Origin of the sequence: Georgenia sp. EYE_87 (genome assembly GCF_023148685.1) — a bacterium.
Taxonomy (GTDB): domain Bacteria; phylum Actinomycetota; class Actinomycetes; order Actinomycetales; family Actinomycetaceae; genus Georgenia.
The window spans coordinates 139,615-155,798 of the sequence record NZ_JAHXNL010000002.1 but is presented as its reverse complement, the minus strand read 5'-3'; the positions used below and the strand labels follow the sequence as shown (position 1 = coordinate 155,798).

Below are 16,184 nucleotides of genomic sequence, written 5' to 3'. Positions count from 1 at the left end.
GGCACGACGACGGGCGGGGCCGTGCCGTACCGGGTTCCCCCGGCGGGACGACCCCGCCCGTGGCGGTGGCGCTCAGCGTCAGGCGACGGAGATCTGCTCGATCGCGGCGGTGACCTTGGTGCGCAGGTCCTCGGAGATCGGGGCGGAGCCAGCGACCGTCGGGTCGGCCGCGCGCTGCTGGCCCTCCTCGGAGGCGATGTAGGTCAGCAGGGCCTTGACGTTCTCGGCGTCCTGCTCGGTCTCGTAGACGGAGCAGGCCATCGTGTAGGAGACCAGGACGATCGGGTAGGCGCCCGACTCCTCGGTGTCGCGGGCCAGGTCGATGGTCAGGCGCAGGTCGGTGGCGTCCTCGGCGGCCGGGGAGGCGTCGACGACGGCCGCGGCGGCCTCGGGGGAGAACGGCACGAACTCCTCACCCACGCCGACGGCCACGGTTCCGAAGCCCTCGGGCACCTGGGAGGCGTCGAGGTAGGCGATGGTGCCCTCGGCGGCCTGGAGCGTCGAGACGACGCCGGAGGTCTGGGCGCCGGACTGGGTGCCGGAGATCGGCCAGGTCTCGCTGGCCTCGTGCGGCCAGGCGTCGCCCGCGGCGGCGGCGAGGTACTCGGTGAAGTTCTCCGTGGTGCCGGAGTCGTCGGAGCGGTTGACCGGGACGATGTCCAGGTCGGGCAGCTCGACGTCGGGGTTCGACTCGGCGATCGCCGGGTCGTTCCACCTGGTGATGTCGCCGTTGAAGATCGCGGCGAGGGTCTCCGGCTCGAGGTTGAGGTTCTCCGCCTCGACGCCGGGCAGGTTGTAGGCCACGGCGATCGGGGAGATGTACAGCGGCAGCTCGACGACCTCGCCGCCGTAGCAGCGCTCGGCGCCGGCGGCCAGCTCCTCCTCGTCGAACTTGGAGTCGGTGCCACCGAAGAGGGTGGCGCCGTTGATGAACTGCTCGCGGCCGGTGCCGGACCCGACCGGGTCGTAGGAGGCCTGCACGTCGGGGTACTGCTCGGTGAAACCGGCCAGCCAGCCGTTCATCGCGTTCTCCTGCGACGACGCGCCGGCTCCGGGCAGCGTACCGGAGAGCTCGGCGGCGGTGTCCTCGCCGCCGGCCTCGGTGGCCTCGTCGGCCTCGCTGCCCCCGCAGGCCGCAAGGGTGATCGCCAGAGCGCTGATTGCGGCAACTCCCGCCATACGGCGGCTACCTGCAAGCTTCACGGTCATTCCATCCTCTGTCTCGGTGGGCCGGAACCAGGGCGCCCGACCAGCTCTGACCGTAGGCAGGCAGGGTGTCCGCGGTGCGGTCGGACGGTGAACGGTGGGTGAACATGCGTTGTTCGTTCCGTCACAGTTCGGCAACGGTCATCGGGGGCAGTGCGACCGGAATGGTGCGCGGCCCGGAGCGCGCCTCTGGCCCGCCGTCGGGACGTCCGGACCGCCGTCGGGACGTCCGGCCCGCCGTCGGGACGCCGACGCGCCGTCCGGCGGAGGGCCGCCGGCCGTCAGGACCGCGCGCGGTGCTTCTCGAGGGCCGCGACGACGGCGCTGCGCCCGGGCCGCTTCGCCACGTGGACCACGAGGATCTCCGCCGTGCGCAGCCACGGGTCCGACTCCGGGACCTGCTTCATGATGCGGTGCGGGGACCGCTCCGCGATCTGGGCCACCACGGTGGGGAGCACCGGTCGGTGGGTGCAGATGGCGACCGGCACGTCCCGCGTGGTCAGCTCCCGGCGGACGAGCTCCTTGACCGGCTTCGACTTCTTCTCGTGCGCTGCCTCGGTCAGCTCGGGCCGCAGCTCGGCACCGATGCCGGTGGCCTCCAGGTACGGCCGCACGGTAGCGGCGCAGCGCTCCCAGGGGGAGGTCATGACCTCCTCCACCCCGTAGGCCGTCAGCAGCGGCACGAGGTTGGCGGCCTGGACCTGGCCCGCCGGGGTGAGCGGGCGGGTCGCCTCCCCGCCTTTCCACGCCGAGCGCTTCCGGGCGCGCGCATGCCGGACCACGATCATGGTCCAGGTCCGCAGGCGCTCGTCCTTCCACTGGTCGAGCAGGGCCCACAGCGGGTCGCGGTCGTGGGGGTAGGTGAGCACCTTCGACGCCTGGCCGGCGTCGATCCAGCGGACGCCGTCGATCTCGGTGAGCCTGGCCGGCGCGACGTCCCCGCGGCCGTTGCGGCTCTGCGAGTCCTCGTACAGCTCCTGCGCCGCCCAGTAGTGCGTGACCTTGGTACGGCCGTCCTCCAGGCGGTGGCGCACCGTGGGCAGCGGCTGCCCGAGCGCGGCATGCACCCCGGTCTCCTCCGCGACCTCGCGGGCCGCGCACTCGACCACGGTCTCCCCCGGCTCGACCTTGCCCTTCGGCCACGCCCAGTCGTCGTACCGGGGGCGATGGACGAGGAGCACCTCGAGCTTGCGGTTGCGCACCCGCCACACGAGCGCGCCGGCGGCCTGGACCTCGGGCCGGCTCGTCACCGGGAGGCCACCACGCGACGCCGTGCCCGCGCCATGAGCATCTCCTGGAGGTCCTCGAGCCGCTCGCCGTCCTCCCCGTGGCTCACGCGGTGCCAGCCGTCCCGCTCCAGGTGCCAGGTTGAGGTGGAGTCGGCCATGGACGTCTCGAGGAGCTCGACGAGGAAGTCGATCTGCCCCTGGTCTGCGATGCGGATCAGCGCCTCGACGCGGCGGTCGAGGTTGCGGTGCATGAGGTCCGCGGAGCCGATCCAGACCTCGGGATCGCCGCCGTTGCCGAAGGCGAAGATGCGGGCGTGCTCGAGGAAGCGCCCCAGGATGGACCGGACGCGGATGTTCTCGCTCAGCCCGGGCACGCCGGCGCGCAGGGCGCAGATGCCTCGGACCACGATGTCGACCGGCACCCCGGCCTGGCTGGCCCGGTACAGCGCGTCGATGATCTTCTCGTCGACGATGGAGTTCATCTTGAACTTCACCCACGCGGGCCGGCCCTCGCGGTGGTTGACGATCTCCCGCTCGATGCGCTCGATCAGACCGCTGCGGACGGACCGCGGCGCGACGAGGAGCCGGTGGAACCGGGTGCGCGGGGCGTAGCCGGAGAGCTGGTTGAACAGCCGGGTGAGGTCCTGGCCGACGTCCCGGTCGCAGGTCAGCAGCCCGAGGTCCTCGTAGCCGCGGGCCGTCTTGGGGTGGTAGTTGCCGGTGCCGACGTGGCAGTAGCGGCGCAGCCCCTCCTGCTCCTGCCGGACCACGAGGCAGAGCTTGGCGTGGGTCTTGAGCCCGACGATGCCGTACACCACGTGCACGCCCGCCTGCTCGAGCTTGCGCGCCCAGGTGATGTTCGCGGCCTCGTCGAACCGCGCCTTGATCTCGACGATCGCGAGGACCTGCTTGCCGGCCCTGGCGGCGTCGATGAGGGCGTCCACGATCGGCGAGTCGCCGGAGGTGCGGTACAGGGTCTGCTTGATGGCGAGCACCCGCGGGTCGGCCGCCGCCTGGGAGATGAACTGCTGCACCGACGTCGAGAACGAGTCGTACGGGTGGTGCAGGAGGATGTCCCGCTCGCGGATCGCGGCGAAGAAGTCGGTCGGGCTGGCCGACTCGACCTCCGCGAGCCCCTGGGCCGTCACCGGCACGAACTTCGGGTACTTCAGGGCCGGGCGGTCGAGGTCGTGGATGACGTTCAGGCCCGTCAGGTCCAGCGGCGCGGCCAGGTGGAAGACCTCCTGGTCGACCACGCCGAGCTCGCGCTTGAGCAGGTCGAGGACGTGCGGGCTGATGCCCTCGGCCACCTCCAGGCGCACGGCGGGCCCGAAGCGGCGCCGCATGAGCTCCTTCTCCAGCGCCTTGAGAAGGTTCTCGGCGTCGTCCTCCTCGACCTCGACGTCCTCGTTGCGGGTGACGCGGAAGGTGTGGTGCTCGACGATCTCCATGCCGGGGAAGAGGGTGTCGAGGTGGTGGGCGATGATCTCCTCGAGCGGGACGAACGACGTGCGCCCGCCGGCGTCGGCCGGGACGTCCTCGGGCCGGTAGGGCCGTCCCTCGGAGTCGACGGCGATGAAGCGCGGCAGCAGCGGGGGGACCTTCACCCGCGCGAAGTGCTCCTTGCCGGTGTTGGGGTTGCGCACCAGCACGGCCAGGTTGAGCGAGAGCCCGGAGATGTAGGGGAACGGGTGCGCCGGGTCCACGGCCAGCGGGGTGAGCACCGGGAAGATCTGCTTGCGGAAGAACTTGTGCAGGCGCTCCTGCTCGCTCTCGCTGAGCTCGTCCCAGTGGAGAAGCTGGATGCCCTCGTCGGCGAGCTTGGGCTGGACGTCCTCGGCGAAGACCCGCGCGTGGCGGTCGGCGAGCTCCTTGGCCCGGTGGGAGAGCGCGTCGAGCACCTGGCGGGGCGAGAGCCCGGAGGCCGCCGTCACGGCCATGCCGGTGGCGATGCGGCGCTTCAGGCCGGCCACCCGGACCATGTAGAACTCGTCGAGGTTGGAGGCGAAGATCGCCAGGAACCATGCGCGCTCCAGGATCGGCACGTCCTGGTCCTCCGCCTGCTCCAGGACCCGCTCGTTGAACGCGAGCCAGCTGAGCTCACGGTCAGCGAAGCGCCCCTCGGGCAGGTCGGCCTCCCACGGTGGGAGGTCCTCCTGCGCGGCCTCCGCCTCGGCCTCCTCGACCTGGCGGGTCAGCGACGCCGAGGAGGCCGAGACGCCGGAGAGCACCCGCGCCATGGCACGCGCCTGGGCGGCGAGCTCGTCCTCGTCGTCGTCCTCGAGGCGCGCCAGCTCGTCGTCGTCGTCCTCCAGGCCGTCTAGCACTTCCTCGTCGGCCAGCTGAGCGGCGAGGGCGCTGACGGGGGCGCCCGTCGGCACCGCGTCGCCGACGGGGCCGGCCGTGCCGTCCGAGCGGTGGTCGGTCGAGCTCCGGCCCACCAGGGCGTCGTCCCGGCTCTGCTCGTCGTCCACGTCGATCTCCTCGGTGTTGCTCATGGATGAAATGGTGACACCGGAAGGTGTCCGGCGGGTGACCGCGGCGGGCCGGCCTGCCCCCAGCCGTCTCATCGGTACTGGACGTCGGTGACGACGCACCGGAACCCTTCCCTCTCGTACGTGCGGCGGGCCGCGGTGTTGTCACCCTCGACGTACAGCGTGGCGCGCCGCAGCCCGCGCCGCGACATCTCGTCCAGCGCGCGGACGGTGAGCGCCGAGCCGAGGCCGCGGCCCTGCGCGGCGGGGTCGACCCCGAGCGCGTAGATCTCCCCGGAGTCCTCGCCCGGGACGACCTTGACCCACATGGACGCGAGGACCTCGACGCCGTCCGGCGCGGGCACGAGCCACAGCAGGGTGGGGTCGAACCAGTCCTCCGCCTCGCGCGCACGCAGGTCCGCGACGCTCATGCGGCCCTGCTCGGGGTGGTCGGCGAAGGCGCGGGCGTTGAGCCGCACCCAGGCCTCCTCGTCCGCGCCTGTCCGGAACGTGCGGATCTCCGGGGCGCCGTCTGCCGCCCCGCCCCCGGTACGCCGCCACTCGGGCAGGTCCAGGGCCATCTGGAGCAGCTCGCGCACGCGTTCCAGGCCGGCCGCGGCGGCCAGGGCGCGGGCCCCCGGCAGGTCGCCGTGCGCCCAGACCGCCACGCCCGGCGCGTGCGCCCGGACGGCGTCCAGGAGGGCCCGACCGAGGCCGCTGCGGCGGTGGTCCGGATGGACCGCCAGCTCGGCGCTCGCCCCGGCGGCGTCGACCTGCGCGTACCCGGCGAGCGCCCCGCCGCCCTGCGCGGTCGCGCCGTCGACGAGCAGGTGGCGCACCGGCCGGACGGGGCTGCGGAGGTCGAGCAGCGTCTGTTCCGACAGCGCCGCCACGCCGTCGGCCGCCGCGACCGCGTCAGCGAGGGCGAGCACCTGCTCGACCGTCGCTCGCTCCAGGTGGTCCGAGCCGATGACCGTAACGTCTCCGTGTGCCATGCGCTCCATCTTCGCGCGTCCGGATCGAGCCCGCCGTGCTCGTCCGCGTCCGCCTGCCGAGGCCCGCTCCGCCGAGCAAGAGGTCCCGTGCCGAGCAAGAACGTTGAAACACGCTTTCTCGGCACAGAACCTCTTGCTCACCGCCGGCAGGGGCGCACGGGGGTGAGCGCTCCCGGTGGAGGAGCGTCAGGGCTTGCCCGGGACGCTCGCCTCCCTGGTGGTGGGCAGCATGCGGCGGGAGACGTCAGCCGCGCGGGCGGGCCCCGGCGTCGCGTCGGCGATCCACGGGCCGGTCCCCTCGGAGAGGTCGACGATGCCCGCCTCGGCCCAGAGGTGCTCGCCGTCGAGCACCTCCTTCGCCAGCACCTCGTCGGCGTCGTCGGTGTTCGTCCACAGCGCGTCGAAGAGACGCTCGACCGTCAGACGCGAGCGACGGCACGCGGCGTTGGCGAGCCGCACGGCGGCCCGGCCGGTGGCGGCGTCGTCGTCCTCCAGCTGCATCTGGGCGCGGACGCACATCGCCGCCATCGCGAAGAGCTCCGCCCCGATGTCGACCACACGCCCGAGGAAGCCCTGACGCTGCTCGAGCCCGCCCTGCCAGCGGGCCATGCCGTAGAAGGTGGCACGGGCCAGCTTCCGCGAGCTGCGCTCGACGAACCGCAGGTGGGTGGCGAGGGGTCCGTACTCCGCGTAGGAGGTCGGCACCATCCCCGGTCCGGTGAGCAGCTGCGGCAGCCACGTCGCGTAGAAGGCACCGGCGCGGCCGGCCGCCCTCGCCTTGCCGGCGAGGTCGACATCGGGATCGATGATGTCCCCCGCGACGGCGAGGTGGGCGTCGACCGCCTCGCGCGCGATGAGCAGGTGCATGATCTCCGACGAGCCCTCGAAGATGCGGTTGATGCGCAGGTCGCGCAGGACCTGCTCCACCGGGACCGCCCGCTCGCCGCGGGCGGCGAGGGAGTCGGCCGTCTCGTAGCCGCGGCCGCCACGGATCTGGACGAGCTCGTCCGCCACCTGCCACGCCCGCTCGGACGCGAAGAGCTTGGCGAGGGCCGCCTCGATCCGGATGTCGGTGCGGCCGGCGTCCGCCAGGTGCCCAGCGAGCTCGACGACGGCCTCCTGGGCGTACGTCGCCGTCGCCATGAAGGCGATCTTGTGGGCGACGGCGGCGTGCCGTCCGACCGGCCTCCCCCACTGGACCCGCTCGCCGGCCCACTCCCGGGCGATCTTCAGCGACCACTTCGAGGCGCCGACGCACAGCGCGGGGATCGACAGCCGCCCGGTGTTGAGGGTGGTCAGGGCGATCTTCAGACCCTGCCCCTCCCGCCCGAGGACGTTCGCGGCGGGCACCCGCACCCCGTCGAACCGGGTGACCCCGTTCTCCAGGCCGCGCAGGCCCATGAACGCGTTGCGGCGCTCGACGGTGATGCCGGGCGAGTCCGCCTCGACAACGAACGCGGTGATGCCGCCACGGTGCCCCTCGGACGCGGGGACCCGTGCCATGACCACCAGGAGCTCGGCGACCACGCCGTTGGTGGACCACAGCTTCACACCGTCGAGGACGAAGTCGCCGTCATCCGTGGGCGTGGCGGTGGTGTGCAGGCGCGCGGGGTCGGAGCCGACGTCCGGCTCGGTGAGCAGGAAGGCCGAGATGGCGCCGGCGGCGCAGCGCGGCAGGTAGGCGCGCTTCTGCTCCGCCGTGCCGAACTGCTTGACCGGCTCGGGCACGCCGATCGACTGGTGCGCCGAGATCAGGGCACCGAGGGCGGGGTTGACCGTGCCGATGAGCACGAGGGCCCGGTTGTAGTGCACCTGGCCCAGCCCCAGGCCGCCGTACTCGGTGGGGATCTTGATCCCGAACGTGCCGATGCGCGCGAGCCCGGCGACCACCTCGTCCGGGATCCGGGCGTCGCGCTCGATCGCCCGGGCGTCCACCGTCCGCAGGAACTCCGTGAGCCGCGCCAGGTAGGCGTCCCCGCGGACCGCGAGCTCGGGCTCGGGCCGGGGATGGGGGGTGATGAGATCGGGCCGGAACCGCCCGAGGTAGAGCTCCTTGGCGAAGGAGGGCTGCGTCCACCTGCTCTCCCTGGCGGCCTCGGCCACCTGTCGTGCCTCGCGCTCGCTGACCTTGTGGGTCCCGGACGCGCGTACGTCGTCGGACTGCCTGGTCGCAGTCATGTCTGCCTCCCGCCGTCGTTGCCGGTACTGGCAGTATCACCTATCAGCGTGGCGAGGCAAGGACTTTCGGCACAGGATCAGTCGAGGCGGCCCGCCCGGCAGAGGCCCGCCGCCTCCTCGAACTCCTCCGCCGTCGTGAGGAGCGCGCCGGCGCGACGCGTCACGCGGAAGGCGAGATCGTCGTCGTCCTCCTCGATCCAGTCGGCGTGCATGGCCGAGCCCGTCGCCAGGACGCGCAGGAACGCGGCGGCCCGCTCCAGGGCGACGGCGAGGTCGCCGTCGTAGAGACCGGAGAGGACCTTGTCGCAGACGTCGGTGACCTCGTCGGGGCCCGGCGGCTCGGCCACCCCGGCGACGGCCCCGGCGACCTCCGCGCGCTCGAGGCCGAGGCGATAACGGTCCGCGACCGCCGTGGGGTCGCGGCGGACCCACTCGCGCAGGAGGTACAGGCGCCAGAGCGTCCCTGGCAGGGTGGTGTGCGGGCTCCGCGACCACAGCGCGGCGATGGCGTCGAGCCCCTCGGTGTCGACGAGCTGGACGAGGCGCCGGACGAGCTCGGCGTCCTCGGCTCCCTCCCGCCCGCCGCGCACGAGCGCCTGGGCGGAGGTGTGGGCTACCTCGGACCTGAGTGCCGGGTCCTCGTCGCCCTCGATGAGCTCGGCCTGGGCCGGGTCGAGCATCGCCGGCCTGCGGAAACGTCGTTCGCTCATTACCCTGCTCCCTCCCCCTCGCGGGGCGTGGTCCCGGCGGCGACTACCGGCCGGCTCGTCCCCCGACGCTACCCGCGTGGCGCGCCACCGTGCAGTCCGGGACGCGGCGCCGCGGCTCCGGCGGCGGTGGGTCTGCCGGTAACGTGTCCCTCCGTCGCCCCCTCGTCGGGCGGCCGGGGCCGCGCCCCCGGGGCCTCTAGCTCAATCGGCAGAGCAGCGGACTTTTAATCCGCGGGTTGTGGGTTCGATCCCCACGGGGCCCACCGACGGTCACTCCGCCGCCCCCGGGGATTTCCTCCCTGAGCGGGCCGACAGGTGGGTTCAGGTTCCGTTCAGGCTTCCCTCAGCACAGTGGGCGCTGCAATGACGCAACCACTGGAGGGAACTGCCATGTCCCACAAGCTCATCTCCGGCATCGCCTCGGCCGCCATCGGCCTCGCGGTGCTGGGCGGCGCAGGCACCGCCGTCGCCGCCACCCCCACGATCGTTCCTGCCCACGGCTACCACGACAACTACAACGTCTGTTGGAACGTGAACTTCTACCGCGCGAACGGTTACTGGCACGTGAGGTGGACCGACGACGACGGGCGTCACCACGAGAAGAGCCGCACGTTCAAGGGCGTGCTCAAGGAGTTCAAGGACGAGTGCGACCGCGTCGTGCGCAACAAGAACTACGACCGCGACCACCGCGACCGGGATCACCGTGACCGCGACCACGACCGCGACCACGACAAGAAGGACGACGACAAGAAGCGCGACCACGACCGCGACCACGACAAGAAGGACGACGACAAGAAGGACGACGACAAGAAGCGCGACCACGACCGCGACCACGACAAGAAGGACGACGACAAGAAGCGCGACCGCGACCACGACTGGGACCACCGCAAGTAGCAGAGGTCGCTTCCGGGCGACGTAGCTCGACGTAGCTCCGCCCCTCCCCCCGCCGTCACCCGGGCTCGGCGGCGAGTCCTCCCGGCGACGGCACCCGAGGCCCCCCACGTTCGCCCTTCCGGCGCGTGGGGGTCACCCCGCACCCCTGCAGGGGGCAGCCGGCACTCCCGGCTGCCCCCTGCGCGCGCGTAGCCTGGCGGCGTCGGACCCATGATGACGTGGGGAGACGGGGTGCGGATCCTGGTGGTGGAAGACGAACGGCCGTTGGCGACGGCGATCCGACGGACCCTCGAGTCCGAGGGGTTCACCGTGGTCCTGGCGGAGGACGGCATCGACGGCGAGTGGCAGACGCGGGAGCAGGACTTCGACGCCGTGGTCCTCGACATCATGCTCCCGGGCATGTCGGGCTACGACGTGTGCCGGCGCATGCGCGTGCGCGGCGACCGGACCCCGGTGCTGTTCCTGACCGCGAAGAACGGTGAGTACGACGAGGCGGACGCGCTCGACATCGGCGGGGACGACTTCATGTCCAAGCCGTTCTCCCCGGTCGTCCTCTCCGCCCGGCTCCGGGCTCTGACCCGCCGCGCCTCCATCGGTGACGGCCCGCCGCTCGCCGTCGGCCCGCTCCGCGTCGACCCGGCCCAGCAGCGGGCCTGGGCGGGTGAGACGGAGCTGCACCTGACCGCCAGGGAGCTGGCACTGCTGACCTACCTCACGCACCGGGCCGAGCGGGTGGTGAGCAAGCAGGAGATCCTCGATCACGTCTGGGACCAGGCGTTCGACGGCGGACCGAACGTCGTCGAGGTCTACATCGGGCGCCTGCGCCGCAAGCTCGAGCCGACTCCCGGGGTCACCATCAGCACCGTCCGCGGAATGGGGTACCGCCTCAGCGGGAGGCGCGCATGAGAGGCGGCCGGCTGGGGGTCCGAGCGACGACCACCCTGGACGCCACCGCCGTCGTGGCCGTCATCCTCGCCCTGGCGGGTGTGGCCGTGGTCCTGCTGCTGCGCCGCGAGCTCGTGGACGGCGTGGACGCCTCCGCCCAGGACCGCGCCCTGGACATCATCGTCCTGCAGGACGACACCACGGGCGCCCCGCACGTGCCCGCCCTGCCGTACGGCGGGAGCTTCGTGCAGGTGCTCGACTCGGAGGGCCGGGTCCTCGCCGCGAGTGACGGCCTGGTGGAGACCGCTCCCATGGCCCGCCCGACCGACGAGCCCACGGTCCGGACCCGGACGCTCCCGCCGGGCGCGCCGTTCGCCCGCCCCTACCGCGTGTTCGCCATGCCCGCCGGGGCCGAGCGGACGGTGGTGGTCGCGCAGTCCCTGGTCGCCGTCGAACGGGCGGTCGAGGACGCGAGCCGGCTGATCGTCGCGATCTTCCCCGCGGTCCTCGCCCTGACGGGGCTCGTCACCTGGCTGAGCGTGGGCCGGGCGCTGGCGCCCGTCGAGGAGATCCGTCACAAGGCGGCAACCATCGGCGCGGGCGACCTCTCGCAGCGGGTCCCGCTGCCGCCGGCGCGCGACGAGATCCACCGGCTCGCGGAGACGATGAACTCGATGCTGGCGCGGATCGAGGCCTCCACCGAGCGTCGCCGGCACTTCGTCTCCGACGCCTCGCACGAGCTTCGCAGTCCGCTGGCCAACATGCAGGCGATGCTCGAGGTGGCCAGGGCGCGCGACGACCCGTCGCTGTGGCAGGAGACCGCCTCGGCGCTCCAGGCGGAGCAGACGCGGATGGCGCGGCTGGTCGACGATCTGCTGCTCCTGGCGCGCCTCGACGGTCGTGCGCCGCGCGTCGCGCGGGAGATCGACCTCGACGACGTCGTCCACGCGGAGGCGCAGTGGCTCCGCCGGACGGCGTCCCCGCTCGCGGTGGAGGTCTCGCAGCTGCCCGCCCTGCGCATTCTGGGCGACGAGGCGCAGATCGCCCGCATCCTGCGGAACCTCACCGACAACGCCCGCCGCCACGCTCGTAGCACCGTCTCTCTCGCGCTGCGTCGCGAAGGACAGAACGCCGTCGTCGCCGTCCAGGACGACGGGGCGGGCATCCCGGCCGCCGACCGCGAACGGATCTTCGACCGTTTCACCCGGCTCGACGAGGCCCGCGGTCGCGACCACGGCGGCACGGGTCTCGGGCTCGCCATCAGCCGGGCCATCGCGCAGGCGCACGGCGGCAGTCTGGTGGTCGCCGACGAGACCGGTCCCGCCGGGACCGTCTTCGAGCTTCGCCTGCCGCTCGAGCCCGAGGCCGACGAGCCGGCGCTCGACGTCCCGCACGAGGCGGCTCCCGACGCCCGGCACGAGCCCGCACCCGACCTCCGGCACGGCTCCGCGCCGCGCTGACGCCCGCCACGTCCCGCCCGCCCGCCGCGGCCGCAGGCGGCTCCACCGGGCCGCTCCAGGGAGCGCGCCGACTCGGGACGGGCGAACTGGACAGAGAAAGGGACCGGCCGCACCCATGGTGCGACCGGTCCCGAGAGCGGCGTGCGTCAGCGTCGCGCGGTGCGACGGCCGCGGGTGGCGCCCAGGTAGATCGAGATGAACAGGATCGCGAGCAGGATCGAGACGATCCAGCGGATCCAGTCGCCGCCGCCCGTCTCGGCCCATCCGAAGGCGTCGGTGAGCAGGTAGCCGACGGCGGCACCGGCGGCTCCGAGAATGATGGTCCAGAGGATGCCCAGGTTCTGGTCGCCCTTCATGAACAGCCGCGCAAGAGCGCCGATGACGGCTCCTGTGATGATGATCCAGATGATGCTCATCGTGAGCCTCGCTTTCTCAAGGCCGCGCGTGGCGGCACGGAAGTCTTGCTGACAAGGGAAGCGTGACAGTGCTGACCTGGGCCCGCATCCCGAACCGGGTCACAGGTGGGTCACAAGTTGTTCACGGTGCCGGAGGTCAGCGTCCGCCCGTGCGCCGCGGGGCGCCCTGGGAGCCGGTCGCGCGGCGGGAGCGGCCGGGCCGCCCCGCGCCGGCCGGCGACGCGGACCCGACGGGCCGGCCGTTGACCGTGGTGCGGGTGCGCCCGGACGGCGACGCTCCCCCGGCGGCGGGAGCGGCAGTCCGCGCCGGACGGGCCGCGCCGCTGCCGGGCGTGGAGGTGGAGTGGGCCGCACCGGAACCGCCACGACGGCGACGGGAGCCGGCCGAGGAGCGGGCTCCGCCACCGGACTGCTGCGGCGCCGGCTTGCGCGAGGCCGCGAGGTGCGCACGCTGCGGGTCGACCGCCGGGGCGACGGCGCCGACGAGGTTGACGACGCGCGGGTCGTCGGCCGTCACGTCCACGGGCGTGACGCGGATCTTCGCCGCGCGGGCGAGGGTACGGAAGTCGCCCCGCTGCTCGGGCAGCACCAGGGTGACGACGTCGCCGCCGTGGCCCGCGCGCGCCGTGCGGCCCGAGCGGTGCAGGTAGGCCTTGTGCTCGGCCGGCGGGTCGACGTGGACGACGAGGTCGACGTCGTCGACGTGGATGCCGCGGGCGGCGATGTCGGTGGCGACCATGACCCTGACGTCGCCGGAGGAGAAGGCGTCCAGCCCGCGCTCGCGGGCGTTCTGGGAGAGGTTGCCGTGCAGCTCGACGGCCGGGATGCCGGACGACGTCAGCTGCCGGGCGAGCTTCTTGGCCTGGTGCTTGGTCCGGGTGAACAGGAGGCGGCGCGACGTGCCGGACGCGAGCGTGCGCACCAGCTCGTTCTTCGCGTCGGTGGAGCTCACCATGAACACGTGGTGCTCCATGGCCGCGACGGGCGACTCGGCCGAGTCGACGCTGTGGTGCAGCGGGTTGTCCAGGAACTGGGCGACCAGCCTGTCGACGCCGTTGTCCAGGGTCGCGGAGAACAGCAGGCGCTGGGTGCCCCGGGTGGTCGCGCGCAGGATGCGGGTGACGCCGGGCAGGAAGCCGAGGTCGGCCATGTGGTCGGCCTCGTCGAGGATGGTGACGGCGACGGCGTCGAGGTGGATGTGACCCTGCCCCATCAGGTCCTCGAGGCGGCCGGGGCAGGCGACGACGATGTCGACGCCGCGGCCCAGCGCCGCGACCTGCGGGTTCTGGCTGACCCCGCCGAAGATGGTGGTCACGCTCAGGCCGGCGGCCGTGGCGAGCGGGGTGATGGTGTCGGCGATCTGGTTGGCGAGCTCACGGGTGGGCGCAAGCACGAGGCCGCGGGGACGCCCGGCGCGCGTGCGGCCCGGGATCGTCTCGCCGGAGGGCACGAGCGCGGCCAGGCGCGCGACGAGCGGCAGCGCGAACGCGAGGGTCTTGCCCGAGCCGGTGCGGCCGCGGCCGAGCACGTCGCGGCCGGCGAGGGTGTCGGGCAGCGTGGCGGTCTGGATCGGGAACGGCGCGTCGATCCCGCGCGTGGTGAGCGAGCGCACGAGGACGCCGGGGACGCCGAGGGCGTCGAACGAGGCGGTCGCGGGCGCAGAGGTGTTCTGGGGCACGGAGGCGTACTTCTCTCAGCTGAAGGTCACCGCAGGCATCTCCGCTCACTCGTCATCGGCGGGGTGACCCGCCGGCGCGGTGGCCGTGCAGTGCGATGTCGGGGCGCCGCTGGGCGCCACCTGTCGTCAGTATCGCACGGGACGGTCCGGAACGGCCCGGTTGGTGAGCAGCACCACCACCCCGCCCCGCATGCCGGTGTCCGTCCCGGCGCCCGGCCGGGACCGCTACGGCCCCTCGACCCCGCCCGGCGGCGCGGTGCCCGTCCCGCCCCGCTGGGCGTCGGTCCGGGCGAGCAGCACCGCGACCGAGATGAGCACCAGACCCACCGCCTCCCCGACGGTCGGCACCTGCCCGAGGACGACGAGACCGACCAGCAGTGACGTCGCCGGCAGCAGGGACGTCAGCAGGGCGAAGGTGTGCGCGGCCAGGCGGGTCAGCGCCACCTGCTCGATGGCGTAGGGGATCAGCGAGGAGAGCACGCCCACGCCCACCACGGCGGCCAGCAGCGCGACGTCGGACAGCGCGGCCCCCGCCGTCGGGACGGCGACCGGTGCGTAGAACAGTGCGCCGACGACCGTGCCGACGGCGAGCGAGGTCAGTCCGTCACGCCCCGCGGCGATGCGCCTGCCCAGCACGATGTAGACCGCCCACGCGGCGCCGGCGAGGACCGCGAACGCCGCACCGGCGACCGTGCCGGGGGCGGACCAGTCGAGCCCGAGCCCGCTGATGGACACCACCCCGAGGAGCGCGAGCGCGACGGCGACCCGCACGCGCGCCCCGCGCCCGCCCAGCGCCGCGACGGCGACCGGGCCGAGGTACTCCAGGGAGACGGCGGTGCCGAGCGGCAGGTGCTCGATCGCGGCGTAGAACAGGAGGTTCATCGCGCCCAGCACCACCCCGAACAGCGCGGAGCCCGCGAGCGTGCGCAGGGTCCAGGGCGCTCGCCACGGCAGCCGCCAGGCCACGAGCAGGACGGCGGAGACGGCGAGGCGCCACCAGGCCACCGTCGTCGCGGGCATGTGGGCGAACAGCCCGACGGCCACCGCGGCGCCGACGTACTGGCTGAGCGCGGAGAACATGAACAGCGCCGGCGCGGGCACCGCCGCCACGCCCCGGGGGCCGGCCGGCCTCATCCGAGCGCCGCCACGAGCGCCAGCACCACCGGCACGCAGCCGAGCGTGGTGAGCAGGACGGCGTCGCGGACCACCGGCACCGCGCGTCCGTAGCGCATTGCGTAGACGAACACGTTCTGCGCCGTCGGGAGGGCGGCGACGATGACCGGTCCGAGGAGGTCGGCCCCGGCGAGGTCGAACACGTGCGCCCCGAGGACGTAGGCGAGCGCCGGCCCGCCGAGCGCCTTGAGGGCGACCGCGGTCCACAGCGGCGCCCGCTCGTCGCCCCGGCCGGGCAGCGGCGCCCCCCTGAGCGAGAGCCCGAAGGCGATCAGCATGACCGGGATGGCCATGTTCGCCACGAGGTCGACCGGCAGCGCGACCACCTCGGGGAGCGTGACGCCGGTGAGGGAGACGAGCAGGCCGAGCGCGACGCCGATGACCAGGGGGTTGCGCACCGGCATGGAGAGCGTCTGCGTCAGCGACACCCCACGACGCCCGGTCTGGGCGTCCAGGAGCGCGAAGCTGACCGGCACCATGACGAGGAGCTGGAACAGGAGCACCGGCGCGATGGCGGCCGCGTTGCCGACGGCGAAGACCAGCAGCGGGATGCCGAGGTTGCCCGCGTTGACGTAGCTGGCGCTCAGGGCGCCGAGGGTCAGGCCCGCACCGCGCCTGCGCAGGACGACACGGGCCACGAGCGTGTAGACGAGCACGAGGACGGCCGTGGTGAGCACGTTGACGAGCGCGCCGGCGGAGAAGACGTCGGCCACCTCCGCCTCGCTGACGGTGCGGAACATCAGGGCCGGGGTGGCGGCGAAGAAGGTCAGCCGGCTCAGGACCGCGTCGGCGCCGGCTCCGAGCACCTCCCACCGGGCGAGGAGGTAGCCGAGGAGGACGACGACGGCCAGCGTGACGAAACCGGTGAGCACGCCCGCCACGCGTC

At 73.3% G+C, this 16,184-nt stretch carries 13 protein-coding genes and 1 tRNA gene; 4 read left to right on the top strand and 10 right to left on the bottom strand.

Going from position 1 to position 16,184, the window contains the following annotated elements:
• Positions 1 to 78: 78 nt before the first annotated feature.
• From pstS to KZX45_RS04055, 6 genes are all read right to left on the bottom strand, one after another.
• Positions 79 to 1,209: a phosphate ABC transporter substrate-binding protein PstS gene (pstS, locus tag KZX45_RS04080; RefSeq protein WP_248256447.1), complete on the bottom strand. Its 1,131-nt coding sequence runs from the start codon at positions 1,207 to 1,209 to the stop codon at positions 79 to 81.
• Positions 1,210 to 1,487: 278 nt separating this feature from the next.
• A complete protein-coding gene (locus KZX45_RS04075) occupies positions 1,488 to 2,456 on the bottom strand; it encodes an NUDIX hydrolase (protein ID WP_248256446.1) in 969 nt (322 codons plus the stop codon).
• Positions 2,453 to 4,675, bottom strand: coding sequence for an RNA degradosome polyphosphate kinase (locus KZX45_RS04070; protein ID WP_374112553.1), 2,223 nt, complete (start codon positions 4,673 to 4,675; stop codon positions 2,453 to 2,455). The genes KZX45_RS04075 and KZX45_RS04070 overlap by 4 nt, the downstream gene beginning before the upstream one ends.
• Before the next feature lie 326 nt (positions 4,676 to 5,001).
• Positions 5,002 to 5,904, bottom strand: coding sequence for a mycothiol synthase (mshD, locus tag KZX45_RS04065; protein WP_248256444.1), 903 nt, complete (start codon positions 5,902 to 5,904; stop codon positions 5,002 to 5,004).
• Positions 5,905 to 6,090: 186 nt separating this feature from the next.
• Positions 6,091 to 8,082 (bottom strand): acyl-CoA dehydrogenase family protein, encoded by a 1,992-nt coding sequence (locus KZX45_RS04060; protein WP_248256443.1) that lies wholly within the window; start codon positions 8,080 to 8,082, stop codon positions 6,091 to 6,093.
• A gap of 77 nt (positions 8,083 to 8,159) precedes the next feature.
• Entirely contained in the window at positions 8,160 to 8,792 is a 633-nt protein-coding gene (locus tag KZX45_RS04055; RefSeq protein WP_248256442.1) for a hypothetical protein, read from the bottom strand.
• A gap of 190 nt (positions 8,793 to 8,982) precedes the next feature.
• On the opposite strand from KZX45_RS04055, the gene KZX45_RS04050 reads away from it, so the two are divergent.
• The 4 genes from KZX45_RS04050 (at position 8,983) to KZX45_RS04035 (ending at position 12,031) form a co-directional block, all read left to right on the top strand.
• Positions 8,983 to 9,055 (top strand) — tRNA-Lys (locus KZX45_RS04050).
• Positions 9,056 to 9,182: 127 nt separating this feature from the next.
• Complete coding sequence (locus KZX45_RS04045) at positions 9,183 to 9,686, top strand: hypothetical protein (RefSeq protein WP_248256441.1); 504 nt, start codon at positions 9,183 to 9,185, stop codon at positions 9,684 to 9,686.
• A 231-nt stretch (positions 9,687 to 9,917) separates the two neighbouring features.
• Complete coding sequence (locus KZX45_RS04040; protein WP_248256744.1) at positions 9,918 to 10,592, top strand: response regulator transcription factor; 675 nt, start codon at positions 9,918 to 9,920, stop codon at positions 10,590 to 10,592.
• A complete protein-coding gene (locus tag KZX45_RS04035) occupies positions 10,589 to 12,031 on the top strand; it encodes a cell wall metabolism sensor histidine kinase WalK (RefSeq protein ID WP_248256440.1) in 1,443 nt (480 codons plus the stop codon). Before KZX45_RS04040 ends, KZX45_RS04035 begins: the two co-directional genes overlap by 4 nt.
• 146 nt (positions 12,032 to 12,177) lie before the next feature.
• On the opposite strand, the gene KZX45_RS04030 is transcribed toward KZX45_RS04035, so the two are convergent.
• From KZX45_RS04030 to KZX45_RS20185, 4 genes are all read right to left on the bottom strand, one after another.
• Complete coding sequence (locus KZX45_RS04030; protein ID WP_248256439.1) at positions 12,178 to 12,447, bottom strand: GlsB/YeaQ/YmgE family stress response membrane protein; 270 nt, start codon at positions 12,445 to 12,447, stop codon at positions 12,178 to 12,180.
• A 136-nt stretch (positions 12,448 to 12,583) separates the two neighbouring features.
• Positions 12,584 to 14,125 carry a DEAD/DEAH box helicase gene (locus KZX45_RS04025; RefSeq protein WP_248256438.1) on the bottom strand — a complete coding sequence of 514 codons (1,542 nt, stop codon included), beginning with the start codon at positions 14,123 to 14,125 and terminating at the stop codon, positions 12,584 to 12,586.
• A 225-nt stretch (positions 14,126 to 14,350) separates the two neighbouring features.
• A complete protein-coding gene (locus tag KZX45_RS04020) occupies positions 14,351 to 15,259 on the bottom strand; it encodes a DMT family transporter (protein WP_248256437.1) in 909 nt (302 codons plus the stop codon).
• Positions 15,256 to 16,179, bottom strand: a complete 924-nt coding sequence (locus KZX45_RS20185) for an AEC family transporter (RefSeq protein ID WP_248256436.1) — start codon at positions 16,177 to 16,179, stop codon at positions 15,256 to 15,258. The genes KZX45_RS04020 and KZX45_RS20185 overlap by 4 nt, the downstream gene beginning before the upstream one ends.
• Between the last annotated feature and the right edge of the window lie 5 nt (positions 16,180 to 16,184).

Excerpts from the sequence above, each read along its gene's own strand:
- pstS (WP_248256447.1), bottom strand. The coding sequence starts at position 1,209 with ATGACCGTGAAGCTTGCAGGTAGCCGCCGTATGGCGGGAGTTGCCGCA.
- KZX45_RS04070 (WP_374112553.1), bottom strand. The coding sequence starts at position 4,675 with ATGGCGCGGGTGCTCTCCGGCGTCTCGGCCTCCTCGGCGTCGCTGACC.
- mshD (WP_248256444.1), bottom strand. The coding sequence starts at position 5,904 with ATGGCACACGGAGACGTTACGGTCATCGGCTCGGACCACCTGGAGCGA.
- KZX45_RS04060 (WP_248256443.1), bottom strand. The coding sequence starts at position 8,082 with ATGACTGCGACCAGGCAGTCCGACGACGTACGCGCGTCCGGGACCCAC.
- KZX45_RS04055 (WP_248256442.1), bottom strand. The coding sequence starts at position 8,792 with ATGAGCGAACGACGTTTCCGCAGGCCGGCGATGCTCGACCCGGCCCAG.
- KZX45_RS04045 (WP_248256441.1), top strand. The coding sequence starts at position 9,183 with ATGTCCCACAAGCTCATCTCCGGCATCGCCTCGGCCGCCATCGGCCTC.
- KZX45_RS04035 (WP_248256440.1), top strand. The coding sequence starts at position 10,589 with ATGAGAGGCGGCCGGCTGGGGGTCCGAGCGACGACCACCCTGGACGCC.
- KZX45_RS04030 (WP_248256439.1), bottom strand. The coding sequence starts at position 12,447 with ATGAGCATCATCTGGATCATCATCACAGGAGCCGTCATCGGCGCTCTT.
- KZX45_RS04020 (WP_248256437.1), bottom strand. The coding sequence starts at position 15,259 with ATGAGGCCGGCCGGCCCCCGGGGCGTGGCGGCGGTGCCCGCGCCGGCG.